Below are 23,674 nucleotides of genomic sequence, written 5' to 3'. Positions count from 1 at the left end.
TACCAATCGGTTAATATTTAATCTCAACAACCAAAACTTAAAAAAAGACTCTCATATGACGTTCGGCAAAAACCTAAAAGCCGCACGGAACGCCGCAAAAATTTCAAGGAACGAATTCGCAAAGCACATCAAACGATCAGTGCACACGATTAAATCGTGGGAGCTGGATCGACATCGTCCCGATGACATGACCATTGGCAAAATTGAGGATTTTTTCTACCTAGAGAGAGGCTATCTCTCAAGCCCTACCGCGCTCAGCCATGCAAAGCTTATTGGCTCATTGAGTTGCGCCATTAACAAATTACCCAACCCAAAGCGCCAACACGCCATTGCTTTAATCGAAAATATTACCCACCTGATCAACTAATCAAGCCCTTATTCCATCTATCCTAACACCAAGTTACTGTATGCACATACAGTAACTTTATTTTTATTTTTTAAATTTTTAATTTGCATATAAATTACCTTTGGAGTAGATTTTAAGAATAAACCAAGGGAGAGACAAGAATGTCATCGACAAACATAACGTTTTATGCATCCAAAAAAGCCACGCTAAACACCACGCAACTAGAACCTCTAGTGCTCGCTGCGTACGGTTTTCCCGTTAAGACAATTTCTCACAAACTCGGCAAAGCCGACCCAACGATCAACCACCATTTGATAGCAGCGCGTAAGCACTACGGCGCTCGCAACAACATCAATGCCGTGGCCATTGCGGTCGCGCGTGGTGACATCAAATTCAAGTTACACACCTCGTACACCAGCACATTGCGCTGCGGCGCCATCACGTTCGCCCTGCTCGCAGGCTTTATAGCCCTGCAAGACACCCCTTTTTCATTTGGCGATATAGACCACGCCATCGCAAGAACCCGACACGTTCGCGGCCACAAAGGCAAACGTGACAACGCACTCGATACATTAATCGTCTAGGAGAAAACACCATGGCAAGACAACCATTAGCTCGCGGCCGATTGGCTTACGTTGCAGAAACGTACCCAAGCAACGAACTGGACCAAAACCGCCAGCCAAAACAAAAAAACCGTTACGCAACGCTAGGCAAAGTGACAGCGTGGCCAGCGGAAAACGGTGCCACCATGCCTCAGATCAGCCTTGATCTGGACGCCCTACCCGTTGGCATGAGCGGCTCGACAAAGCTAATGATCTTCTGGGATGACGCCAACCAGCAAGACGGCTACACGGGCTACGACCAACAGCCGCAATCATACGGCAGCTGGCAACAGCCAGCACCACAAGCCCCTCAAGGGGGCTTTAATCAGCCCTCTCAAAGCGGCTATCAACCACAGCGCACACAGCAACACCCACAACAGTCTCGCCCTCAAACACCACAGGCGCCACAAAACAGAGAAACAGGACATTAGGAGAAAACCATGTCAGAAGGATTTTTAATTTTAAGCCGTAGACCGCAAGAAGGGGTCACCATCACCGTACCTGCGAGCGAGACAGAGACCGTTGTGTCCGTCTCATCGCTGGGTGTGCAAGGATGCCAAGTCAAGCTGGGGTTCAAAGCCAGCAGCGACGTAACAGTGCTACGTGACGAACTCATCAAGCACAACACCGCCGAAAAAACCGAAGGCGCAGCGTGATGAGCGGCTTCACTTTTACTCGCAAAAAAGGCCAAAAGATCATCGTCTTAAATGATCAAGCCTTGCCGCTGGCCATCATCGAAATTGGGAGTCGCAAAGGGCATCAAACCCGCTTAAAAATCGCCAGCATTGTAAATGTAAATGGCGAAGTAAGCGTAAAGCGCTGCACACGCAGCGACGGCGAGCAATTCGCAGTCGGGGAAGTGGTGCTTAGCGTCAACGCAGACAGCAAAACACACCGCACCGCCTTCACCATCGAAAAGTTTCCGCACTACCTGCAAGTAGCGCGGTACGAAAACTACAAACAAGCCTTAAACGGCTGAGGTTGCAGAAATGACTGATCCAAAATTTATCGAACTAATTGAAGCCGCTACCAAAGAGGCTGAAAAAGCAATGTTGAAATTTCCTCAACCAAACTATGTGCTACTTAAGATTGCCGAGGAAGCTGGGGAGGTGGTGAAAGAGGGTGTGCATTGTTCGGAAGGGCGAGGTGATTACAAAAACCTAAAAACTGAAATAACTCAGGTAATCGCGATGCTTTATCGGTTGCACCAAGAGGGCGACCAAACAATAGGCTTAGAGCCAATCAAAAATTTTTAGCATCAAAAACAAGCCTTAAACGGCTAAAGGGAGAGTTGATATGAGTTTTGCAGTGTTTGGTGCCTCAATAATGGAGGCTGAGAAAATGGCTAAAAAGCGCCTTTCTTTAATTGAGAAATCCGGCGCTGCCTCATGCCAAGAGAAAGTACAAAAGTGGAAGCTTGATCGCAAAAAAACGCGGTGGATTTGTGTGTAGAAGATGTTGCTGAAAACAACGAAATCCAGCAACAGAACTATGAGGCGGCGATTAAAGAATTGACCGTTCATTACATGGAGAAAATGAAAGAGAAACAGATATCGCCAATTCTCAGCAGCCCGAAAAGCGCCAAAGAATTTGTTGAGATAGCAAAAAAAGGCGGAGCAAAGCGAATACTAATCAAGCAAAAAGTAAGAGAGCCAAGCGAAAAACAACCTTGGAAATATACCACATCGTGGAAAGATCCACAGCAGCACATTTAGGAGCCACCCATGTTTTTCAAAACCGCTACGTTATTTCAGTTAAAAGAAACGGTCGACTTCGACAAGTTAGAAGCCGCGCTTGCTGAATTCCCATTAAAAGAAGTGGACTCACAAGACGAGTTCAGCTTCGGATCTATGCCACTTGTCCGCAACAGCGAAACATGGTCGCTACGCTCGAACGACTGCTTGCTAATGCGCTTCGGCAAAGAAGAGAAAAACCTTCCTTCCTCTGTGGTTCGTGAAGCGTTGGAAGAGAAAGTGGCCGAGATCGAATTAATCGAAGGCCGCAAAGTGGGCCGTAAAGAAAAAGCCGACATCAAAGACGAGCTGATCTTTACCATGCGCCCTACCGCCTACGCCAAGCGCAGCGATGTATGGATGCACATCGACAACAAAGCAGGCTTTATTGCCATCTACAGCACCAGCGCGAACATGATCGAGCAAGCGTTTAAGCACCTGCAAACCATGCTTGGCAGCTTCCCAATGACACCACTGCAAGCGCAAGTGTCACCGTCTGCCACCATGACCCACTGGCTCCTGATGAACGACGTACCCGCCAGCCTAGAAACAGGCGCAACGTGCGACATCCAAGAGCCACAAACAATGGACAAGGCAAAAATTGCCTTCACAAATCTTGAGCCATTGTCCGAAGACGTGACCCGCCACTTACAGCAAGGCATGAACGTGAAAAGCCTCGCCCTGCGCTGGACCGACAAAATCAACTTTGTGCTACACGATGACCTAACCATTCGTAAAGTTAAGTTTGATGATGCCATCAAAGAGGCCGCATTCAACGATTCTCAAGGCGGTGGCTTGTCTGATATGGACGCCACCTTTGCTCTAGCCAGCCTAACCACGCGCGAACTCTTCACCAGCCTGTGCGCTTGGTTTGAAATCGCAACAGCAGAACAGGAGCAAGCGGCATGAAAGAGCGCGGGATTTTATTCAACACCGACATGGCTCAAGCCATTCTTGATGGCCGCAAAACCCAAACACGTCGACCAGTGAAAAAAGAAATCGTCGATCAAATCATTTGGATTGGCTCTAGTGGTGATGATGAAAACGAATTTGAATTGCTTGGACTAAAGCATGACAAGTGGCGGGATGATGGCGTTATACAGCCCGCTGAATGGCTTCTATACAACACCGAATATCTAGAAGAAGGCGTTATTCCGATCGGTCAGCAACTTGGCGCAGTAGGCGACCGCTTATGGGTGCGTGAGACGTTTTGCTGGGGTGGCTACGTTAAGGATCATGAAGATCTTCTTTATAGAGCGGATTGTGATTACTCGCTAGAAGAGCGTGGAGACCTACCATGGACGCCATCCATCCACATGCCTCGCTGGGCTTGCCGCTTAGTGCTGGAAATCACCAACGTACGTCTTGAGCGAATCCAAGACATCACAGAAGCCGACGCCAAAGCAGAGGGCACCATTACAGAAGAAATGGCCGCAAATAGCGGCTTAGATTGGCGATTTGGTGATCGCAAGCAGTTTCAAGATATGTGGGACAAAGTTTATCCAAACTCATGGGATAACAACGAGTGGGTATGGGTAATTGAATTCAAAATTGCCGAGCTAAACGGCAAAAAAATGGAGCAAGCAGCATGAACACGTTATCAATCGATTGGAATTTAAGCGACCTTGCTGGCCACGATAAACACGGAAACGAAATCAGCGTACGCGAATTAGTCGCGGCGATTGAGGGCTTTCAAGCCATTGAAGCCATCGCCAAACTGTCACCAGACATGCGTGACTCACTTGCTCGCCAGGCGGCGGAAAACCACCGTATGGCAATGCGGTGCGAATCACAACAGCGTGAAATCGCCGCATTAGAAAGCGCGTTAAACAATACATACGCTCGCATCAGCAACTTGCTTGCTGAACATGCCAATATACAAAACGACGCAGCACTATCCGCCCTCGCTATCTATGCAAACCCTCACAGCTGGGCCAACCCACGCAACGAACACGGCGACCTAAAAACCGACCAAAGAAACGTCTTTATTAAAGGCTTCCATGGCTTCGAACTCGCCATGTCCGTACTACAACAAAACAAAGAACAAGCGGCGTAAACCGCCCAACAGGGAGAGTAACCATGCATTTTTTCAACGCTCAAAACGGTCAGCTTGATTTGCACCTACCGCAAGAATTGATCGTCGATAACTTTGCAGGCGGCGGTGGCGCCTCTACAGGCTTAGAAATGGCGTTAGGTCGTCCAGTTGATATCGCCATCAACCACGACCCAGAAGCCATTCGTCTTCATGCAGCTAACCACCCTGATACTGAGCACTATTGTGAGTCAGTATGGGATATAAACCCTGCTGAAGTATGCAAAGGTCGCCCTGTTGCGATCGCGTGGTTCAGCCCTGATTGCAAGCACTTTTCAAAAGCGAAAGGTGGCAAGCCCGTAGACAAAAATATTCGCGGCCTTGCATGGGTTGCCGTTCGCTGGGCCGCAACCGTTCGCCCTAAAGTCATCATGCTAGAAAATGTGGAAGAATTTAAAACGTGGGGGCCAGTAAAAGACGGTGAACCGGCTTTAAATCAGAAAGGCGAAAGCCAAAAAGGAAAAACCTTTAAAAACTTCGTAAAAGAATTGGTTAAGCTAGGTTATAAAGTTGAATGGAATGAACTAAAAGCCTTTGAATTTGGCGTACCGACAACCCGCAAGCGTTTCTTTCTTATTGCTCGATGCGATGGCCATCCGATTTGCTGGCCAACACCAACCCACGGAGACCCTAAATCATTAGAAGTGCAATCTGGCATTTTAAAGCCATGGAAAACAGCGGCAGACATCATTGATTGGTCACTGCCTTGCCCAAGCATTTTTACACGCAAGCGCCCTCTTGCTGAAAACACATTAAAACGTATCGCCAAGGGGCTACAACGCTTTGTAATTGAATCTGACAAGCCATTCGTTGCGCCGTCATTCATTACAGAACATGCCAATGCCAGCAATCAACGCAACATGCCAATAGACGAGCCGCTGCGCACAATTTGCGCGCAAGTAAAAGGTGGGCATTTTGGGTTGGTGACAGCTTTTTTAACTAAATTTCGAAGCGGCAGTGTTGGATATGAGGCTTGCAGTCCAGTACACACTATTACGGCTGGCGGAGAGCAAAAAAGACTAGGCACTGCGAATACTCAAGGAATTGTTACAACTCATCTAATCAAGCTACGTAACAACAATTACGGCTCACCTGTCACCGATCCAGTGCCAACCATCACCGCTGGCGGCAATCATATAGGAGAGGTTCGCGCCTTCCTAGTGAAGTATTACGGAACGGCCGTAGGCCGCGCCATTGATGAGCCATTGCACACCGTGACCACAAAAGACCGCTTTGGGCTTGCGACCATCCATGGAGAGGATTATCAAATCGTTGATATCGGTATGCGCATGTTGACACCACGAGAGCTTTACCGCGCCCAAGGCTTTCCAGATTCCTACATCATCGACCAACTAAACGACGGAACCAAGCTTTCGAAAGCCGCGCAAGTTCGTATGTGTGGTAACTCAGTTTGTCCAAAACTTGGCGCCGCACTGGTGAGGGCAAACACCACAACACCACAAATCGCCAAGCGCACGAAAGTGGCATAAGGAGAACCCATGAATAATGAAGCCAAACCAATACCATGTGAAACGCCAGGCTGTCAGGCAACGACAGAACACGACGGTACAACATCGATCTGGATCGATGAAAACGGCAAACAGCGCCATCTCTGCCAAACCTGTATAAAAAAAATTATCGAGGAAAACAGTAAGAACCTCTGAGTACAGCAATCAATACATAAATATCATCATTGAAAAAGGAAAGCACAATGAGCTTAATAAAACCAAAATGGCCCCGCAAGCAACGCCTTGCAGAGTTTGCAAAGAATAACTTTACTGACCCTGAGCGCGAGCTGCCTCGCCTTCGTCGCCAGCTCAAAAAAGGCGAGCTGCCTGGTGAACTAGAGGGAAAGTTGTGGTTTGTCTGGATTTTACCAGATGGCCAACCAGCCTACGGATACAGCGAAAGCACACCGGAAAAACCAAAAGAAAAACGTATTGAATCAGCAAATACAGGCAACCCACTTGCTGACGCAATACTACTGAAACACGAATTTAGACAAGGCATGGCAACACGATGAGCCCTAGAAAGCCCAACAGACTCGCACGCAACTTAAAAGTAATGCGAAACCAAAGCGGGACCTATTACTACTACAAAATGCCTGATGGCAAAATGGAGTCGTTGGGCAAAAATATTCCTGAATCCGTTGCAATCGACGCTGCAGCCGCGCTAAATATTGCCCTATCGGATCAAGAATCGTTAGTTAATCGCATTGCTCGTCGCGCCGAAGAACTTCGCAATTACAACCCAAGTAACCCTCCCATGTCGCAAGTTTTAGACGAGTTTAAACACACTGTCTTATTGGCTGCATTGGAAGCGAAAAAACAGAGTAAAAGTACAGTCGATATCAAGCTGAGCAAGTTAGATGAATATATGGAGTTGTGGTCAAAAATTCGAGTGCAAGACGTTCGCACGTTCGACCTCAACAACTTACTCAAAACCAAGACGCCACACGCTCAACAAAAACACGTCCCGCTAATGCGTGACATATTTCGCTATGCGATCACCGCAGGGTATTGCGACCTAAACCCAGCTGAACAGCTAAAAGCAAAAGAGCCAGAAGCTCGCAAGCGACAACGCCACACATTCGACAGCTATATGGAGATTTACAAAATTGCGCCGCCCTGGCTAAAACGTGCCATGGATATCGCTTTATATAGCCTGCAGCGCCGCAGTGACTTGGTAGACATTCAAATTGCGCGCGATATCGATATAAAAACACGCTCTATCAAAATATTGCAGCGCAAAACCCGCAACTACAAAACCCCTGTTCATATCAACATCGCAATGGGCGACCCGCTGTGGAACGCTGTAAACGATGCAATCACCAGCACAACACACTGCCCTTACTTAATACATTGTCGGCCAAACAGAATGGACAGACGCGACCTAGCCGCAAAACCCCACCCATTCGCCGTGTTACCGGATTACTTAACGCGTAAATTCCGTGAATGGCGTGACAAAAGTGGCGCATACGATCACCTAAAACCAAACGAAAGGCCATCGTTCCACGACATCCGCGCGCTCGGCATCATGCTCTACTTTAAAGCCGGCTATCCGAAAGAATATATTATGGCGCTGGCTGGCCACGCGACAGAAGACATGACCAACCACTACATAGACGGCCACGAACAAAAAGAAGCCCTGCAAGTGGCGGCGGGTCTAGACGTCAGCAAAATAGACATGACAAATATCAACTGGAAAGACAATCGAATACCGAGAGAACTCGCCAAACTCATCGACGAAGAAGAGAGCTAGCCGCTCTCTTTTTTTTATATGCTTGAACGAAAATGACATTAAAAAAGGCGATTTTAGAAACATACAAATACAGCCAAATTAATGCTAAACACTACCAAAGAACAGATAGATAAGGATAAGAAATGGATAAAGTAAGGATAAACAGACACAAAAAAAGGGCTTACAAACAAATGTAAGCCCTTGATTTTATTACTAAATTCGGTGGTAGGACTAAGCAGATTTGAACTGCTGACCTCTACCATGTCAAGGTAGCGCTCTAACCAACTGAGCTATAGTCCTAAAAAGTGTTGGCTATTATACCCAGCCTTTTTGGTTTGACAAGGGTTTGTTTCATTTTTTTTAAATCTTTGTTTTCACACACAAACTAGGCTGGGATCAGTAGTTCGTGACCGACCACTTCGTCAATCAAATGGTAAGGCACTTTGTATTCTTGGCCTTTAAATTTAACCGTAACGTAGTCGTAGAACATGTTGATGACTGTGCAATTGACAATAACGCCGTTGTCGATCACACGAACGATATTGTAGTTTCTTAATGTTATCGCCATACCCCACTTCCTCTTTTGTTGTTACTGTTATTTACGCCATCAAATTGATGTTATTTTACTCAGATATATAGAGGCGACAAGCAGGTTCTCCCTTAGCCTTCGCCCACGTCTTTCAGCTTTTTCTGCAATTGACGAATTTGATCGCGGTAACCCGCCGCCAATTCAAATTTAAGCTCTTCGGAAGCGACGATCATTTCTTTTTGCAGTTGTACTATGGCTTTACGAACTTGCGCCACATCTTCCATGCTTTCAACTTGATAATCTTTGGCGGTTTCTGCCACTTTCTTAGTTTGTTTGCCACGACCTTTCCCTGCACCTGGGTTATAAGCGCCTTCGAGAATATCTTCTACGGACTTGGTAATCCCTTTTGGTACAATACCATGTTCTGTATTAAAGGCTTCTTGGGTGGCCCGGCGACGGTTGGTTTCGCTAATCGCACGCTCCATGGAACCGGTGATACGATCCGCATACAAAATCGCCATCCCTTTCACGTTACGGGCGGCTCGACCAATGGTCTGAATTAAAGAGCGTTCTGAGCGTAGGAAGCCTTCTTTATCGGCATCCAAAATGGCAACCAGACTCACCTCGGGAATATCAAGCCCTTCTCGCAATAGGTTGATCCCCACCAATACATCGAATTCTCCTAGACGTAGATCTCGAATGATTTCAACACGCTCTACGGTATCGATATCCGAATGCAAATAGCGAACGCGTACACCATGGTCGTTCAGGTAATCGGTTAAATCCTCGGCCATGCGTTTGGTCAAGGTAGTGACTAACACACGCTCGCCAATGGGGGCACGCTTGTTGATTTCCGAGAGCAAATCATCCACTTGTGTGGCCACAGGACGCACTTCTAAAATCGGGTCAATCAAGCCAGTTGGGCGAACAATTTGTTCAACGACCCAATCCTGATGCTCCTCTTCGTATTTTCCAGGTGTGGCGGAGACAAAGATCGTTTGTGGTTTAATTTGTTCCCACTCTTCAAAACGCATGGGGCGATTATCGAGAGCTGAGGGCAAGCGGAATCCATATTCCACTAAGTTTTCTTTCCGTGATCGGTCACCTTTATACATGGCGCCGATCTGCGGTACGGTCACATGGGATTCATCAATGACCAATAGCGCATTCGCAGGGAGGTAATCGAATAAGGTTGGTGGTGGCGAGCCTTCTTCTCGGCCAGATAAATAGCGTGAGTAGTTCTCAATGCCAGAACAGTAGCCTAGCTCTTGCATCATCTCCAAGTCGTATCGCGTGCGCTGCTCTAAGCGCTGTAATTCGACCAGTTTGTTCATGGATTTAAGTTGTTCCAATCGTTGGTCGAGCTCTACTTTAATGCGTGCAATGGCACTTTCTACTGTTTCGCGCGGTGTCACATAGTGGGTTTTCGGATAGATCGTCACCCGTGGTACTTTGCGAATCGTTTTGTTCGTGAGTGGATCAAACATAGATAAGTTATCCACTTCGTCATCAAATAATTCGATGCGTATGGCAGTGTCTTCAGAATCGGCCGGAAATACATCGATCACATCGCCTCGTACACGAAAGTTACCGCGCTCAAACACCATATCGTTGCGACTATATTGTAATTCTGCCAAACGGCGTAGTACAGCCCGTTGGTCGATACGATCCCCCCGATCAAGGTGCAGCATCATTTTTAAATAAGATTGTGGGTCCCCCAAACCGTATATCGCTGAGACGGTTGCCACGATGATAACGTCTTCTCGTTCTAGCAGGGCTTTGGTAGCCGATAAGCGCATCTGCTCGATGTGCTCATTGACTGAGGCGTCTTTCTCAATAAAGGTATCGGACGCTGCTACATAGGCTTCTGGCTGATAATAGTCATAATAAGAAACAAAGTACTCGACGGCATTATTCGGGAAGAACTCTTTAAATTCGCCATACAGTTGCGCCGCTAAGGTTTTGTTGTGTGCCATGACAATGGTTGGTCGCTTGACTTGCGAAATCACATTGGCAACGGTGTAAGTTTTACCCGATCCAGTCACCCCCAATAGTGTTTGGTGGGCAAGGCCCGCCTCAACCCCTTGTACTAATTTTTCAATGGCTTTTGGCTGATCACCAGCTGGGGCATAAGAGGAAACGACTTCAAATTCTTGCGACACAACCTTACTTCCTTCGTGATGGGAACGACTCATTAGATTAACAAATTTTCCCCTTGTCGTCCGAGAAATCGTGCCATTTATTCCAACAACTCATTACAACAGCAACACTAAACAAACAGCCTCTTTACTAACTATCAAACCTTATATAACATTATAGAATAACTTTATATTTAAAAAGGCAGACAGACATGCCCTCTTCTACCCATACCATTACGGCTTTTTTTGATGAGACTACCTTTACCGCTTCTTATGTCGTTGAAGACCGTCATCAGCAAACCTGTGCCATCATTGATTCCGTCTTGGATTTTGATCCTGCATCAGGTCATACCAGCACAGTCAATGCGGATAAAATCATTGCATTCATAAAGGGTAAACACCTCACGCTCACATACATTTTAGAAACCCATGTCCATGCGGATCACTTTTCTGCCGCCTCTTATTTAAAAGAACAACTGGGGGGGAAAACGGTTATTGGCGAACACATATCCCAAGTACAGAGCACCTTCTCTAAGCTATTAAATACCGATGATAGCTTTGCCCATGATGGCTCGCAGTTTGACCTTCTCGTTAACGAGTCCAGCATACTTCCATTTGCTCAAGATTCTATTCGTGTACTGCACACGCCTGGCCACACACCCGCTTGCGTGAGCTATTTAATTGGCGATGCTGCCTTTATTGGCGATACACTTTTTATGCCCGATTACGGCACGGCACGATGTGATTTTCCGGGTGGCGATGCTCGCGCCTTGTATCAGTCTATTCAAAAGATTTTCAGCCTTCCTGATACAACACGACTCTTTTTATGCCATGACTACAAAGCCCCTAACCGCCATGAGTATGTTTGGGAAACCAGCGTCGCTGAGCAAAAAAGCCATAATCTGCATATTCACTCAGGGATTACTGAGGAAGAGTTTTGCACGATGCGCCAACAAAAAGATGCCACTCTCAATATGCCAAAACTGATCTGGCCAAGTGTGCAAGTCAATATGCGTGCGGGCAATATGCCTCCTCAGGAAAGCAATGGTATAGGTTATTTAAAAATCCCGATCAATCTGCCCTAAAACCATCGTCCCATAACAGTGGACATGCTTATAAAAAGGCAGTGTGAAAAAAGGCACTCGTTGTCATAAAGGATATTTTTTGTGAAAAATAATACGCTTGTTCGATTACTTCCCGCTTGGCAATGGTTGAAGACTTATAAAGCGGCGGATATGCAGGCTGATACGATCGCCAGCATCGTCTTTACTATCATGGTCATTCCACAAAGCTTGGCGTATGCCATGCTAGCTGGTCTACCAGCGATAACCGGATTGTATGCCAGCATTTTACCCTCTATTTTATATTCTCTTTTTGGCACGAGCCGCATCTTAGCGGTTGGACCCGTTGCCATCACCTCGGTCATGACGGCATCCGCCGTATTGCCTTTTGCAACCGTGGGAACAGATCAATACGCCACAATCGCCATTTTACTGGCGTTGCTATCAGGCACGATGTTATTGATATTGAGCATTTTGCGCCTCGGCTTTTTAACTAACCTACTAAGTCATCCAGTGATCTCCGGCTTTATTAGTGCCTCTGCGCTGTTAATCATTCTTGGGCAAGTAAAGCATTTACTCGGTGTTCACACCTACGGCGACACCCTCATTCCGCTAGTGAGTAGCCTAGCCAAGCACATTCATAACACAAACATTCCGACACTCGTGTTAAGTATCGCTTCGATTACATCTCTGGTGCTGATGAAGCGGTATTTCCCTTCTTTGCTGAAAGCCCTTGGTTGTTCTTCCAAAACCGTCCAGCTTTTTGGTAAGTCAGGCTCCATATTGGTGGTGGCTGGTACAACGATTGCTGTTGGCGTTTTCTCTTTGGATCGGCTAGGCGTTAGCATTATTGGGGCGGTATCCAGCTCTATTCCCACCCTCAAGATCAGTGCGGTGAATCTCAGCGTACTTAAGGAGCTGCTCCCCAGCGCGTTTCTGATTAGTATTGTCGGCTTTGTCGGCTCAGTATCAGTCGCCCAAACCTACGCAGCGAAATACCGTCAAGACATCGACCCAAATCAAGAATTAATGGGACTTGGAATGGCGAATATTGGTTCCGCCTTATGCGGTGCTTTTCCTGTTACAGGCGGGTTTTCACGCACGGTATTGAATGCAGAATCTGGAGCAAAAAGCCCGATGACAGGGATTATTTCTGCATTATTAATTCTGTTAACCTTACTCTTCTTAACACCGCTGTTTTATTATTTACCGACTGCCATTTTGTCCTCTATTATCTCTATCTCGATGTTGAAGCTGGTTAATATTGGAGACGTAAAACAGCTTTGGCGATTTTCTAAAAAAGAAGCCATTCTTTTATTGGTTACGTTTTTCGTTGTGCTGCTCGATGGCATGGAAACAGGCTTAATTGCGGGTGTGGTTTTATCTCTCCTGTTCTTCCTTTGGCACACAAGCCATCCTCATATTGCCATTGTCGGCCGAGTGCCGGGAACAGAACACTTTCGTAACGAGCAGCGTTTTGCGGTCGAAAAGCACCCTCACATTCTCACCATTCGCATCGACGAGAATCTATTTTTTGCTAATGCTCGGGTATTAGAAGACCGACTGCAAACCATTGTTTCGCAAAATACCGACATTAAACACTTAATCTTAATGTGTAACGCGGTGAACATGATCGATGCCAGTGCAATGCAAAGCTTAGAGAAAATCGTCGTCCGCTTATCTGACTCTGGGGTGAAGCTGCATCTATCGGAAGTAAAAGGTCCAGTGATGGATAAATTAAAAGGCACTCAGCTGCTCAATACCCTCACTGGCGAGGTATTTTTGACACAGCATCAAGCCATACAAAAACTGGAAAAGCGCTGCGGGGATGAACAAGAGGACCAATAAAGCCCCATCTTTTGTCTGCCCTAGCCAATACTAAAAAAACAAGCCCATCAAGTTATTTTTAACCATGATGGGCTTGTTTTTTAGCGATGTCGATACATTTGCATGATCGACAAAGCCTTATGGGTTACTGCTTGGATGAAGCACTTTTGGCATCAGACGGAATTGCCACTTGCAGCAACGCTTTATTGCGCTCTAGCAATACCTCACCAATACCTTTCACCTTCACAAGCTGATCAACCGATTTAAACGCACCATGCTCTTTACGATAATCAATAATCGCCTGTGCTTTTTTCTCACCCACACCAGACATGACGGCCGCCAGTTGGTCGGCCGTTGCCACATTAATATTTAGAGGAGTGGCGGCAAACAGAGCCATAGGAGACAAAGCGAGTAAAAGAATAGAACGGAAAAGTAACGTGCGTAAAAAAGACAACGTGATCATAATAACATCCTTTTTGTTGGTTAATACTCGGCATCCAGCCAATAAAAAAACGACCCTGAGTATTATGAATACGTCAGGATCGTTTTTAGGGTAAAAGCTTTTTTTGATCAATTCAAGGGGCAATCTATTGACCCTTTCTATAGCACCCGTCTTATCACCAAGATGCTATTTATTCTTTGTTACATGCGCTATTAACAAACACCAAGGTCACGATTGACTTGCGTTAATACCGCAATCGGATCCGCCGCTTGAGTGATGGGTCGTCCCATGACTAAATAATGACTCCCCGCAGCCATGGCTTGAGTGGGTGTCATAATGCGCTTTTGGTCTCCCTGATCAGACCCCGCAGGACGAATACCTGGAGTTACCAACACAAAGTCCTTACCAAGCTCTGATGATAGGATAGAAGACTCCTGTGCAGAGCAAACCACACCATCCATACCCGAAGACTGAGCTAACCTTGCAAGGCGCTTCACATGTTGCTCAGGCGTTAGATCAATCCCCACTTCGATCAGGTCAGACTGATCCATACTGGTCAGCACCGTAACCGCAATCAGCAAAGTTTTATGATCCAGTTTTTGCAAGGCATTGGCGGAGGTTTCCATCATACGACGGCCACCGGAAGCATGGACGTTGACCATCCAAACCCCCGCTTTGGCCGCCACACATACGGCATTCGCCACGGTATTTGGAATATCATGAAATTTAAGATCTAAGAAAATTTCAAAACCCAATTTATGGAGTTCATCTAAGATAGCAGGACCTGCTGTGGTAAACAGTTCCTTACCTACCTTCACTCGACATTGGCTTGGGTCGAGGCGTTTCGCCATCTCAAGAGATTGCGCCATGGTTGGGTAGTCTAGGGCAACCACTATCGGGGATTGGCAGTTCATTCGTCGTCCTCTTTTTACGGCTATTTATTCGTTCAGTGTCTGTTATTTGATTGGCGGCTAGCAGGGTAGCTCGCCAATTTTCAGTAAAATTATTCGCCTTCCAAACCATGTATGGGCTTCACTGTCCCCCAGTTTTTACAACTAGGGCATTGCCAATGCAGCTGATAACCGGAAAAACCACACTGACGACATTGGTATTGCGGTTTGGAGTTAGCAAGCTGATCAATCAGCTCATACAATACTTCAAGGTGTTGCTGATTCTGCCCACGGGATAAGTCCATCTGCAGGTTGATAAGTGCTTTAAAGCCTTTTACCGTAGGATGGGAACGTAGTTGCTCAACCATAAACATTTCGGCATATTCTTTGTCATCAACCATATAGTGTTCAGCCAAAGCCAAGATAAGCGCCGCAGAAGGCTTTTTCTGGTTTTGCTCTTGTAGAAACTTCACAAAACCACTACTGCCCCACACCCGTTGATAACAATCTTTTAGCTTAGGAATCACGACGGATATATATTCCGCATCCTGTTCAGCCACTTGCTTTAACTCTTTAATCGCATCTCGATAGCGACGCTGGCTGCTTAGCACATCGGCGGCCCCAATGCTTGCTCGAACACAACTAGGGTCGACTCCCAAGGCTTGCTTATAATGTTGGTAGGCTTCTTTTGGCTGATCTTTTTTAAACAGTGTTTGCGCCATCTCACAATGAAAGTGCGCTAAGCGTTTGATTTCTTTTTTATTAGGCGAGTCTTTTACCAGTTCCGTACCAATTTGAATAGCGTTATCCCAGCTTTGCTCAAATTCGTATAGATCCACCAGCAGGGTTAAAATCTTGGGATGAAACTCACTTTTACGAGATGCCGTTGCCATGTTGAGTAACAAGCGACTAGCACGATCCAATAAACCCGCCGACATAAAGTCACTGGCCAGTTCTAATTGCACCATGCGCATTTCTCGTGAAGATATTTCAGGGCGTGCTAACAAGCTTTGATGAACATTAATGGCTTTTTGTATCTCACCTTTTTTGCGAAACAAGCTGCCCAACGTTAAATGAATATCAAACGTATCAGAATTAATTTCTAACGACTCAACAAACGCATCAATGGCTTCGGATTGCTGGTCATTTAGAAGGTGATTTAAGCCTCGGAAATAGTCAGGTGGAACGTTCTTCTTTTCACGCTTTGGCTTTTTCGCCGGATTTTTTCGCCCCATTGCCCAGCCGATAAAAAGCGCGACAAATAGAACAATAAACAACCCAACTTCGGTCAACGCCGCTACTCCTTCCCTGAAGACAATTCTTGGGTAATGGACGCTTTGCGTAATTGATCCAATTCCTTATTTGCCTTATCAAGACGCTTGCTCAGCAAACGAACCTGACGCTCTGAACGTAAATAACTAACCGAACTTACCAACAAGGCAACACACGCCCCAAAAGAGAAAGATAATATCGAATAAAGCGCAACACTCAACTCTGGCCCTTGCCAAAAAACAAGGTCAAGGCGAATAAGCTGTGGATTTCGGATGGCAAAAAACACACCGACAGCCAGAAAAAAGACAATCAGGATGATTAATACAACCCTTTTCAGCCATTTAAGCATAAAGCAACCTACTAAATTAGAATGGCGACATTATGCCGTCATAGCTAAGAAAATTCGAGGTATAAAGATGTAAATTTAGTTGAGTTCGTTAACATCATCATCTGGAGAGTTTACCAACTCTCGCAATTCTTTTCCCGGTTTAAAGTGTGGGACGTACTTAGCAGATAACTCGACAGACTCTCCAGTCTTCGGGTTACGACCTATTCGAGGTGCACGGTAGTGCAAGGAAAAACTACCAAAACCTCTGATTTCGATGCGCTCACCATTCGCCAAAGAATCGGACATATGATCAAGCATAGTTTTAATGGCTTGCTCTACATCCTTCACCGGCAAATGTGATTGCTGATCGATTAACAACTCTATCAGCTCAGATTTCGTCATTCTCGTCTCCGCGACTATATTTTGATCACATAGTAAGACTAGCTAAATTTAGAAAGAAAGCAATCACTTAAAGAGATCAAAGGGCAATTAATGCGCTTTTTTTGCAATATTGAGCAAATATTTATCGAGTCGGGGGATTTGATAACTGGCATCCTACATAGCGAGCTTTTATAATGCCGAACATCGTTACAACCATTTTTACAACCATTGGAAGATAAAACAATGAGCTACAATACAATTCCTGCGGGCAAAGATGCCCCAAATGACATCAATGTTATCGTTGAAATTCCTGCCCAAAGCACACCCGTAAAATACGAAGTAGACCACGACATGGACGCTTTGGTGGTAGACCGTTTTATGACGGCCCCCATGTTTTACCCTGCCAACTACGGCTACATCAACAACACCTTGTCAGATGACGGCGACCCAGTTGACGTGTTGGTTATCACACCTTACCCAGTGGTAGCAGGTTCTGTTATTCGCTGCCGCCCAGTAGGCGTACTAAACATGTCTGACGAAGCGGGTATGGATGCTAAACTGGTTGCGGTTCCTCACGAGAAACTAAGCAAAGAGTACGGTCATATCCAAGACGTACAAGACATTCCTCAACTGCTTCGCGACCAAATCGAACACTTCTTCGAAAACTACAAAACCCTTGAAAAAGGCAAGTGGGTAAAAGTTGAAGGCTGGGCTGGCATCGAAGAAGCGAAAAAAGCCATTGTTGAAGGCATCGAAGCGTTTAACGCTAAGTAATTTTCTTTGACAATACCAAAATAAAAAAACCGATCTCAAGATCGGTTTTTTTATGCTCAGTGCTTATGCTTCATTAGGACTCAACACCGCCTCGTGACTTAAACTCATCAAGGTGTTTTTTTGAGTGTTGTATTAGGCTTGCGAATCTAAGAAACGCTCGGCATCTAGTGCTGCCATACAGCCAGTACCAGCGGATGTAATGGCTTGACGGTAAATATGATCAGACACATCACCCGCCGCAAAAACGCCCTCTACGCTCGTCTGAGTGGCATTACCGTGAGAACCCGTTTGTACCTTGATGTAGCCGTCTTTCATGTCCAGCTGGCCTTCAAAGATGTCTGTATTAGGTTTGTGGCCAATGGCAACAAACAAACCAGCGACATTCAACTCTTTCTTTTCGCCTGTTTGGTTATTCTTAATGCGAACACCAGTAACACCGGCATCATCACCTAGTACTTCATCTAACTCAGAATACCATTCAATTTTCACATTACCATTCTTGGCCTTTTCCAATAACTTATCAGACAAGATTTTCTCAGAGCGGAACTTGTCACGACGGTGAATCACCGTCACTGTCTTCGCAATATTGGCTAAATATAGCGCTTCTTCAACCGCTGTATTACCACCACCGACGACCGCCACATCTTGATTACGATAGAAAAAACCGTCACACGTTGCACAGGCCGATACACCTTGCCCCATGAATTTCGCTTCACTTTCCATACCCAGATACTGAGCACTTGCTCCGGTGGCAATAATCAGTGCGTCACAAGTGTAAACGCCGCTGTCACCTTCTAAACGGAAAGGACGGTTTTTCAGATCGACTTTATTCACATGATCAAAAATAATTTCTGTTTCAAAACGTTCTGCGTGTTTGCGCATGCGTTCCATTAGCTCAGGGCCTTGAACACCTTGATCATCACCTGGCCAATTGTCTACTTCCGTTGTGGTGGTTAATTGCCCACCCATTTGCATACCAGTAATCATTACAGGGTTTAAATTCGCACGTGCTGCGTATACTGCGGCCGTATAGCCTGCTGGGCCGGAACCCAAAATCATTAACTTAGCGTGTTTCACATCGCTCATTTCATTGCTCCTGTAAACGGACATCCTGCTAGCTATTGAACCAGCATCTTTTCATGTGACGAATTCTAACCAATATAGAACAAAACTATTAGCAAAAATTGTTAATAACTAACATAGGGGCGTTCTATGTGTTTTCAAGATTGGCATGTCTGGCATTGCGGATCTTTTGTCAATCGCATTTCACGCCAGTGCCCTGCAAAACCATCGAATATCTTCAATAGACCATGCTCAACACGGCCACAACCACTGGCTATTTTTAGTGCATCCAAGGCTTGCAGCACCCCAAGGGAACCAACCACAGGGCCAATTACCCCACTTTGACTACAATTGAGCTGGGCGTCTGACATATCTGGATACAAGCACTCATAGCAAGGAAACTTGTTCTGATGGTATAAAAAACTCACTAACTGCCCTTCCCAACGAATCGCTGCGGCACTCACCAATGGTTTTTTAGCGGCTAAACAAGCACGGTGAATGGCCTGTCGTGCGGTGTAATTATCCGTACAATCCAGTACCACATTGGCCCGTTCAATCGCTTGATGTAACCGTTCACCTTCCAAGCGATCGGGTAAAACGGTAAGCGTCACATCAGTATTTTTCGCCGCCAACTGAGCCTTGGCCGCCGCCGCCTTGTTTAACCCTAGTTGCGTATCTGCATAGAGTACCTGACGTGGCAAATTGCTGGACTCAAGCGTATCACCATCCGCTAATATCAACTCTTTAACCCCGGCACTGGTCAAATAGGTAGCTGCAATGTTCCCCAATCCACCAAGACCAATCACTAAAATGGTCGATTCAAAAAGAGCCATCTGCCCTTCCACGTCAAAATTGCTCAATAGTAACTGTCGACTGTAGCGTTCAAGCTGAGATTCGTTCATTTTTCCCTTACTCTTTGCTAAAATTATGGGCTTATTTAACCATCGGACACCTAAATGAAATTTCCTGGCAGACGCAAGATCAAACACTACTTTCCCGTTTCTGAAACCAAACCCGTCTTGCCTACTTCCGAGGTGCGTCCCGACAAAGATACCTATATTGTCGGGCTAGATGAAACCATTGTCGACGTTATTGCCAATGTTACAGACGAATTCCTAGACAAATTTAATATCCACAAGGGATTATCCAATCTTGTGGATGAAAAAACGGCAACGGCTATCTACCACGAGTTGACTGAAAAGAAATGCATTTCAGATCATTTTGCTGGCGGCACCATCGGCAACACCATTCACAACTACTCGGTTCTTGCGGATGATAAGTCTGTCTTATTAGGCGTGATGTCATCCAATATCAAACTTGGCTCTCCCGCCTACCATTATATTTGTCATACCAGCAGCAAAGTAGACATGAACCATCTTCAAGGCGTGCCTGGCAACATTGGTGGCGGTATTACCTTGATTACCCCAGATGGAGAACGCACCTTCGCTATAGCTCCTGGTGATATGGATGAGCTAGACGCAGACCATATCCCTGAGCAAATTATTGCAGGGGCGGCGGCCTTTGTGAGCTGTGCTTACCCTCTACGTCATGATGGCAAGCCCATTAAACAAGCCATGTTAACCGCCTTAGAGTATGCCCATCGTCACCATATACCCACCGTGCTAACCCTAGGGACGAAGCATGTGGTGGTCGAGCATCACGATGAACTGCTTGAGATCATCAAAAAGTACGTTAATGTTCTTGCCATGAATGAGTTAGAAGCAGAAGCTCTCACTGGCTTTTCTGATCCGCTCAAAGCCGCTGATGCGATTCTGGATTACGTCGATATTGTCTTGCTCACGGCTGGGTCTGAGGGCTTATATCTATGTGGCCACACCGAAAGCGATTTGAAACGCGAAACCACTAACCCCATTAAATCGGGCAGCATTGCGGATTTTAATCGCTGGGAGTTTAGTCGTCCGATGCCGTTAAAAGCCTGCAAGAATCCTGTTAAGGTGTTTTCACACATTGACCCATACATGGGTGGGCCTGAAAAGATACGTAACACTAACGGCGCTGGTGACGGTGCATTATCTGCCTTGCTGCACGATATCTCAGCCAATCATTTCCATCGAGAGACCATCCCCAATTCCAGTAAACACGCAGCTCCCTTCTTGGCGTATTCATCGTTTGCGCAAATTTGTAAATATTCCAACCGAGTCAGCTATGAAATTTTGGCGCAAAACGCACCGCGCTTATCACGTGGTTTACCAGAAAGAGAAGACAGCTTAGAAGAAGCCTATTGGGAACGTTAAGTTATTCCCTATAGGCTATGTGAATACACATAGAATCGACGTGATCGAATAAAGCTAACGCGGAAAACGGTACCTCTCATAAAACGTCTTGCATAAAAAAACCATGCTTAGTCGGCATGGTTTTTTATGTCACCTAATATGACGTGAACTCTCTGCCTAATCGCTGTGTTATTACATGGCTTCGATGCCAAGGGCATCATTGCGTTCAAACATACGATCCAATTCCAGCAAGATCACCAATTCTTCATCTTTTTGGTAAACACCCTGAATAAACATTAAGGCTTCATCGTTACCCACACTTGGGCTTTGCTCGATTTCCCCTTGGTATAAATAAAAGACTTCTTGAACGGCATCCACTAGAAGACCGATTTGCTCACCATCGTGTTCAACAATGATAATACGCGTGTCATCTGTAATGGTACATTCTGGCAAACTGAAACGAACACGGGTATCAACCACTGTCACAACGTTACCACGTAGATTCACAATACCAAGTACATAGGAAGGTGCGCCTGGTACCGGTGCAATCTCACTGTAACGAAGTACTTCTTTAATCTGCATGACGTTAATACCATAGGTCTCGTCAATAAGCTTAAAGGTAAGGTACTGTAGTAATTCCCCTTTTTTTCCTTCCACTGCAATGTTTTTGCCGGACTCTTTAATAGGCGCTAATTCAGACATGGCTCACATCCATATACAATTAAATTAAGGTAGTAAACGAAACAACCGATATGACCAGTTTAGACACATCGGCTGAGGTTTTCGTGCAGATTCATGTAACAATTGGTTATCTTGTTTAGTTATCTTGTTGGATACCAACAATCGTCCAATTACTGCTTGCATCTGACATATTTTTTTCTAAGTGCCAAATTTCATTGGTATCAGAAGTTTCATCGCCTTCTTTAATCCAGCCAGTAAACCTCAAGGAAATAGAAGCTACAGAGCCAATTATTTCACCACGAACCAACTCTACCATCAAAGACACAACCTCAGTACGAGGTTTGTTATCGCCGTATTTAGCCCTTTCTTTAACCAGCATGTTATAAATTTCAGGGCTGACATAATCAAGAATCGTATCGAAGTTATTATCATCCCATGCTTTTTGCAAAACAACATAGTGATTTTTGGCTTCTGCCACAAACGCCTGCTCATTAAAGCCCGGCGGCAATTGGATCTCTGGCTCACCAGAAAATCCTGCCCCCATAGCACCAGGGCCAGGTTGCACACCACCTTGTGAGCCATTATAGGCATCACGGTACATATTATTGCCCGCCGCTTCTTGTGCTGCACGACGTTTTGGCGCAATAAAAAACTTGTAAATTAAGAAGCCGATCAAGGCAAACAACAAGATATCGCCAAAGGAGATGCCATGAAAAGCACCACCAAAAATAGACGCAAACAAACCGCCCACTAATAATCCACCTAACAAGCCGCCACCGAGGCCACCTAAAAAGCCACCGCGTTTACCTTGTTGGGTATTGTTAGTTGATTTATTGCTACTAAAGGCCCCCTCTGAATTTTTACTACTTTTAAATTTAGAACTGGAAAAGCTTTTACCAAAACTTCCCCCGCCACCAAACTTTTTAGCATTTGCGTCGGCGCTAAAGCCACCGACGCCTAATGCCAGAACAAATGCCATCAATAAGGCATATACAGATGTTTTCATGGAACTTCTCCGGTTATTTAAAATTCACTAAACCAACGGCACTTCGCAAATCAGCGATACGCTTGCGTGCATGGACACGCGCCTTCTCGCCACCTGCTTGCAACACCTGCTCTACATGAGCAGGGTTTGCCATCAGCTCTAAATATTTTTCACGCGGCTCAGCCAATTGATCATTCACAAGCTTAAACAACTCTTTCTTCGCTTCGCCCCACGCAATCCCTTCCGCAAAATGCTTACGCATTTGCTCTGTTTGTTCAGGGGTCGCGAAGGCCTTGTAAATATCAAACACAGTCGAGTCGTTTGGATCTTTCGGCTCACCAGGCTCTAATAAATTCGTTTTGATTTTATTAATGCCTTTTTGTAACTTTTTCTCTGTCTCAAACAATGGAATCGTATTGTTATAACTCTTACTCATTTTGCGGCCATCTAGACCTTTTAGTATAGAGCCTTCTTCGCCGACCACCGCTTCGGGTAAAACAAAATGCTCACCAAATAAATGATTAAAACGCCCAGCAATATCACGAGCCATTTCAATATGTTGAATTTGGTCGCGTCCTACAGGGACTTTGTTGGCATTAAAGGCCAAAATATCGGCTGCCATAAGTATAGGATAGCAGAACAATCCCATTGTGATACCAAAGTCAGGATCTTGATTGTCTGCCGTATTGGCATCCACCGCGCCTTTATAAGCATGGGCACGATTCATTAAGCCTTTTGCCGTGACACAAGTGAGTAGCCAATTCAATTCGGCAATTTCTGGCACATCGGATTGACGGTAAAACGTTACCTTCTCTGGATCCAAACCACACGCTAGCCAAGTGGCGGCTATTTCTTGACGAGATTGCTGAACACGTGCGGGATCCTGACACTTAATCAAAGCGTGATAGTCAGCCAAAAAAAAGTAAGCATCGTTGTCTTCTTGACGGCTTGCTTCAATCGCAGGTCGAATCGCACCAACATAGTTACCTAAGTGTGGAGTGCCGGAAGTTGTAATACCTGTTAAAACGATTTCTTTTGCCATTATTCCTACTCAATC

The 23,674-nt window shown here is 45.6% G+C and carries 31 protein-coding genes and 1 tRNA gene; 19 read left to right on the top strand and 13 right to left on the bottom strand.

Going from position 1 to position 23,674, the window contains the following annotated elements; genetic code table 11:
• Positions 1 to 55: 55 nt before the first annotated feature.
• The 15 genes from MSP8886_RS06940 to MSP8886_RS06880 all read left to right on the top strand — a co-directional run bounded on the left by MSP8886_RS06940 (position 56) and on the right by MSP8886_RS06880 (position 8,034).
• Positions 56 to 367, top strand: coding sequence for a helix-turn-helix domain-containing protein (locus MSP8886_RS06940; protein ID WP_067014062.1), 312 nt, complete (start codon positions 56 to 58; stop codon positions 365 to 367).
• A gap of 140 nt (positions 368 to 507) precedes the next feature.
• Positions 508 to 930, top strand: a complete 423-nt coding sequence (locus MSP8886_RS06935) for a hypothetical protein (protein ID WP_067014060.1) — start codon at positions 508 to 510, stop codon at positions 928 to 930.
• 11 nt (positions 931 to 941) lie between these two features.
• Positions 942 to 1,379 carry a hypothetical protein gene (locus MSP8886_RS22300; RefSeq protein ID WP_067014058.1) on the top strand — a complete coding sequence of 146 codons (438 nt, stop codon included), beginning with the start codon at positions 942 to 944 and terminating at the stop codon, positions 1,377 to 1,379.
• Positions 1,380 to 1,388: 9 nt separating this feature from the next.
• Complete coding sequence (locus MSP8886_RS06925; protein WP_067014056.1) at positions 1,389 to 1,604, top strand: carbon storage regulator; 216 nt, start codon at positions 1,389 to 1,391, stop codon at positions 1,602 to 1,604.
• Positions 1,604 to 1,927: a hypothetical protein gene (locus MSP8886_RS06920; RefSeq protein ID WP_067014054.1), complete on the top strand. Its 324-nt coding sequence runs from the start codon at positions 1,604 to 1,606 to the stop codon at positions 1,925 to 1,927. Before MSP8886_RS06925 ends, MSP8886_RS06920 begins: the two co-directional genes overlap by 1 nt.
• 10 nt (positions 1,928 to 1,937) lie before the next feature.
• Positions 1,938 to 2,204 carry a hypothetical protein gene (locus MSP8886_RS06915; protein WP_067014052.1) on the top strand — a complete coding sequence of 89 codons (267 nt, stop codon included), beginning with the start codon at positions 1,938 to 1,940 and terminating at the stop codon, positions 2,202 to 2,204.
• A 40-nt stretch (positions 2,205 to 2,244) separates the two neighbouring features.
• Entirely contained in the window at positions 2,245 to 2,400 is a 156-nt protein-coding gene (locus MSP8886_RS22295; protein ID WP_175365276.1) for a hypothetical protein, read from the top strand.
• Positions 2,385 to 2,663, top strand: coding sequence for a hypothetical protein (locus MSP8886_RS06910; RefSeq protein ID WP_067014050.1), 279 nt, complete (start codon positions 2,385 to 2,387; stop codon positions 2,661 to 2,663). The genes MSP8886_RS22295 and MSP8886_RS06910 overlap by 16 nt, the downstream gene beginning before the upstream one ends.
• Before the next feature lie 9 nt (positions 2,664 to 2,672).
• Complete coding sequence (locus MSP8886_RS06905; protein WP_067014048.1) at positions 2,673 to 3,590, top strand: recombination-associated protein RdgC; 918 nt, start codon at positions 2,673 to 2,675, stop codon at positions 3,588 to 3,590.
• Positions 3,587 to 4,273 (top strand): ASCH domain-containing protein, encoded by a 687-nt coding sequence (locus MSP8886_RS06900; RefSeq protein ID WP_067014046.1) that lies wholly within the window; start codon positions 3,587 to 3,589, stop codon positions 4,271 to 4,273. Before MSP8886_RS06905 ends, MSP8886_RS06900 begins: the two co-directional genes overlap by 4 nt.
• On the top strand, positions 4,270 to 4,737 hold the full coding sequence (locus MSP8886_RS06895; protein ID WP_067014045.1) for a hypothetical protein: 468 nt from the start codon (positions 4,270 to 4,272) through the stop codon (positions 4,735 to 4,737). The genes MSP8886_RS06900 and MSP8886_RS06895 overlap by 4 nt, the downstream gene beginning before the upstream one ends.
• Before the next feature lie 23 nt (positions 4,738 to 4,760).
• Entirely contained in the window at positions 4,761 to 6,263 is a 1,503-nt protein-coding gene (locus MSP8886_RS06890; RefSeq protein ID WP_175365275.1) for a DNA cytosine methyltransferase, read from the top strand.
• A 9-nt stretch (positions 6,264 to 6,272) separates the two neighbouring features.
• Positions 6,273 to 6,437 carry a hypothetical protein gene (locus MSP8886_RS22290; protein ID WP_175365274.1) on the top strand — a complete coding sequence of 55 codons (165 nt, stop codon included), beginning with the start codon at positions 6,273 to 6,275 and terminating at the stop codon, positions 6,435 to 6,437.
• A gap of 47 nt (positions 6,438 to 6,484) precedes the next feature.
• Positions 6,485 to 6,796 (top strand): hypothetical protein, encoded by a 312-nt coding sequence (locus tag MSP8886_RS06885; RefSeq protein WP_067014043.1) that lies wholly within the window; start codon positions 6,485 to 6,487, stop codon positions 6,794 to 6,796.
• Positions 6,793 to 8,034 (top strand): tyrosine-type recombinase/integrase, encoded by a 1,242-nt coding sequence (locus tag MSP8886_RS06880; RefSeq protein WP_067014041.1) that lies wholly within the window; start codon positions 6,793 to 6,795, stop codon positions 8,032 to 8,034. Before MSP8886_RS06885 ends, MSP8886_RS06880 begins: the two co-directional genes overlap by 4 nt.
• A gap of 202 nt (positions 8,035 to 8,236) precedes the next feature.
• On the opposite strand, the gene MSP8886_RS06875 is transcribed toward MSP8886_RS06880, so the two are convergent.
• The 3 genes from MSP8886_RS06875 to uvrB all read right to left on the bottom strand — a co-directional run bounded on the left by MSP8886_RS06875 (position 8,237) and on the right by uvrB (position 10,704).
• Positions 8,237 to 8,313 (bottom strand) — tRNA-Val (locus MSP8886_RS06875).
• Between the two features lie 85 nt (positions 8,314 to 8,398).
• Positions 8,399 to 8,581, bottom strand: coding sequence for a hypothetical protein (locus tag MSP8886_RS06870; protein ID WP_067014039.1), 183 nt, complete (start codon positions 8,579 to 8,581; stop codon positions 8,399 to 8,401).
• A gap of 92 nt (positions 8,582 to 8,673) precedes the next feature.
• Complete coding sequence (uvrB, locus tag MSP8886_RS06865) at positions 8,674 to 10,704, bottom strand: excinuclease ABC subunit UvrB (RefSeq protein WP_139063111.1); 2,031 nt, start codon at positions 10,702 to 10,704, stop codon at positions 8,674 to 8,676.
• Positions 10,705 to 10,892: 188 nt separating this feature from the next.
• On the opposite strand from uvrB, the gene MSP8886_RS06860 reads away from it, so the two are divergent.
• Together MSP8886_RS06860 and MSP8886_RS06855 are read left to right on the top strand one after the other, a co-directional pair.
• Positions 10,893 to 11,765: an MBL fold metallo-hydrolase gene (locus MSP8886_RS06860; protein ID WP_067014036.1), complete on the top strand. Its 873-nt coding sequence runs from the start codon at positions 10,893 to 10,895 to the stop codon at positions 11,763 to 11,765.
• 81 nt (positions 11,766 to 11,846) lie between these two features.
• Positions 11,847 to 13,589 (top strand): SulP family inorganic anion transporter, encoded by a 1,743-nt coding sequence (locus MSP8886_RS06855; protein ID WP_067014034.1) that lies wholly within the window; start codon positions 11,847 to 11,849, stop codon positions 13,587 to 13,589.
• 124 nt (positions 13,590 to 13,713) lie between these two features.
• Here MSP8886_RS06855 and MSP8886_RS06850 read toward each other — a convergent pair whose 3' ends face one another.
• From MSP8886_RS06850 to ihfB, 5 genes are all read right to left on the bottom strand, one after another.
• A complete protein-coding gene (locus MSP8886_RS06850; RefSeq protein WP_067014032.1) occupies positions 13,714 to 14,031 on the bottom strand; it encodes a ComEA family DNA-binding protein in 318 nt (105 codons plus the stop codon).
• A gap of 191 nt (positions 14,032 to 14,222) precedes the next feature.
• Positions 14,223 to 14,924 carry an orotidine-5'-phosphate decarboxylase gene (gene pyrF, locus MSP8886_RS06845; RefSeq protein ID WP_067014029.1) on the bottom strand — a complete coding sequence of 234 codons (702 nt, stop codon included), beginning with the start codon at positions 14,922 to 14,924 and terminating at the stop codon, positions 14,223 to 14,225.
• An 89-nt stretch (positions 14,925 to 15,013) separates the two neighbouring features.
• Positions 15,014 to 16,192 (bottom strand): lipopolysaccharide assembly protein LapB, encoded by a 1,179-nt coding sequence (gene lapB, locus MSP8886_RS06840; RefSeq protein ID WP_067014027.1) that lies wholly within the window; start codon positions 16,190 to 16,192, stop codon positions 15,014 to 15,016.
• Positions 16,193 to 16,197: 5 nt separating this feature from the next.
• Positions 16,198 to 16,521 (bottom strand): LapA family protein, encoded by a 324-nt coding sequence (locus tag MSP8886_RS06835; protein ID WP_067014024.1) that lies wholly within the window; start codon positions 16,519 to 16,521, stop codon positions 16,198 to 16,200.
• Positions 16,522 to 16,596: 75 nt separating this feature from the next.
• Entirely contained in the window at positions 16,597 to 16,920 is a 324-nt protein-coding gene (ihfB, locus tag MSP8886_RS06830) for an integration host factor subunit beta (RefSeq protein WP_281197711.1), read from the bottom strand.
• Between the two features lie 204 nt (positions 16,921 to 17,124).
• Here ihfB and ppa point away from each other — a divergent pair, with 204 nt between their 5' ends.
• Positions 17,125 to 17,655, top strand: a complete 531-nt coding sequence (gene ppa / locus MSP8886_RS06825) for an inorganic diphosphatase (protein WP_067014020.1) — start codon at positions 17,125 to 17,127, stop codon at positions 17,653 to 17,655.
• Positions 17,656 to 17,787: 132 nt separating this feature from the next.
• Here the strand turns inward: ppa and trxB are convergent, their stop codons facing one another.
• Together trxB and MSP8886_RS06815 are read right to left on the bottom strand one after the other, a co-directional pair.
• Complete coding sequence (trxB, locus tag MSP8886_RS06820; protein ID WP_067014018.1) at positions 17,788 to 18,741, bottom strand: thioredoxin-disulfide reductase; 954 nt, start codon at positions 18,739 to 18,741, stop codon at positions 17,788 to 17,790.
• Between the two features lie 134 nt (positions 18,742 to 18,875).
• Complete coding sequence (locus MSP8886_RS06815; protein ID WP_067014017.1) at positions 18,876 to 19,619, bottom strand: HesA/MoeB/ThiF family protein; 744 nt, start codon at positions 19,617 to 19,619, stop codon at positions 18,876 to 18,878.
• 54 nt (positions 19,620 to 19,673) lie between these two features.
• Here MSP8886_RS06815 and MSP8886_RS06810 point away from each other — a divergent pair, with 54 nt between their 5' ends.
• Complete coding sequence (locus MSP8886_RS06810; RefSeq protein WP_067014014.1) at positions 19,674 to 20,972, top strand: inosine/guanosine kinase; 1,299 nt, start codon at positions 19,674 to 19,676, stop codon at positions 20,970 to 20,972.
• A 171-nt stretch (positions 20,973 to 21,143) separates the two neighbouring features.
• On the opposite strand, the gene MSP8886_RS06805 is transcribed toward MSP8886_RS06810, so the two are convergent.
• From MSP8886_RS06805 to MSP8886_RS06795, 3 genes are all read right to left on the bottom strand, one after another.
• On the bottom strand, positions 21,144 to 21,653 hold the full coding sequence (locus tag MSP8886_RS06805) for a chemotaxis protein CheW (protein ID WP_067014012.1): 510 nt from the start codon (positions 21,651 to 21,653) through the stop codon (positions 21,144 to 21,146).
• A gap of 115 nt (positions 21,654 to 21,768) precedes the next feature.
• Positions 21,769 to 22,638 (bottom strand): Tim44 domain-containing protein, encoded by an 870-nt coding sequence (locus tag MSP8886_RS06800; protein ID WP_067014010.1) that lies wholly within the window; start codon positions 22,636 to 22,638, stop codon positions 21,769 to 21,771.
• A gap of 13 nt (positions 22,639 to 22,651) precedes the next feature.
• Entirely contained in the window at positions 22,652 to 23,659 is a 1,008-nt protein-coding gene (locus tag MSP8886_RS06795; protein WP_067014008.1) for a tryptophan--tRNA ligase, read from the bottom strand.
• Positions 23,660 to 23,674: the final 15 nt, after the last annotated feature.

The organism is Marinomonas spartinae, assembly GCF_900089775.1.
GTDB classification, from domain to species: domain Bacteria; phylum Pseudomonadota; class Gammaproteobacteria; order Pseudomonadales; family Marinomonadaceae; genus Marinomonas; species Marinomonas spartinae.
This window is presented reverse-complemented; position numbering and strand designations above follow the sequence as displayed.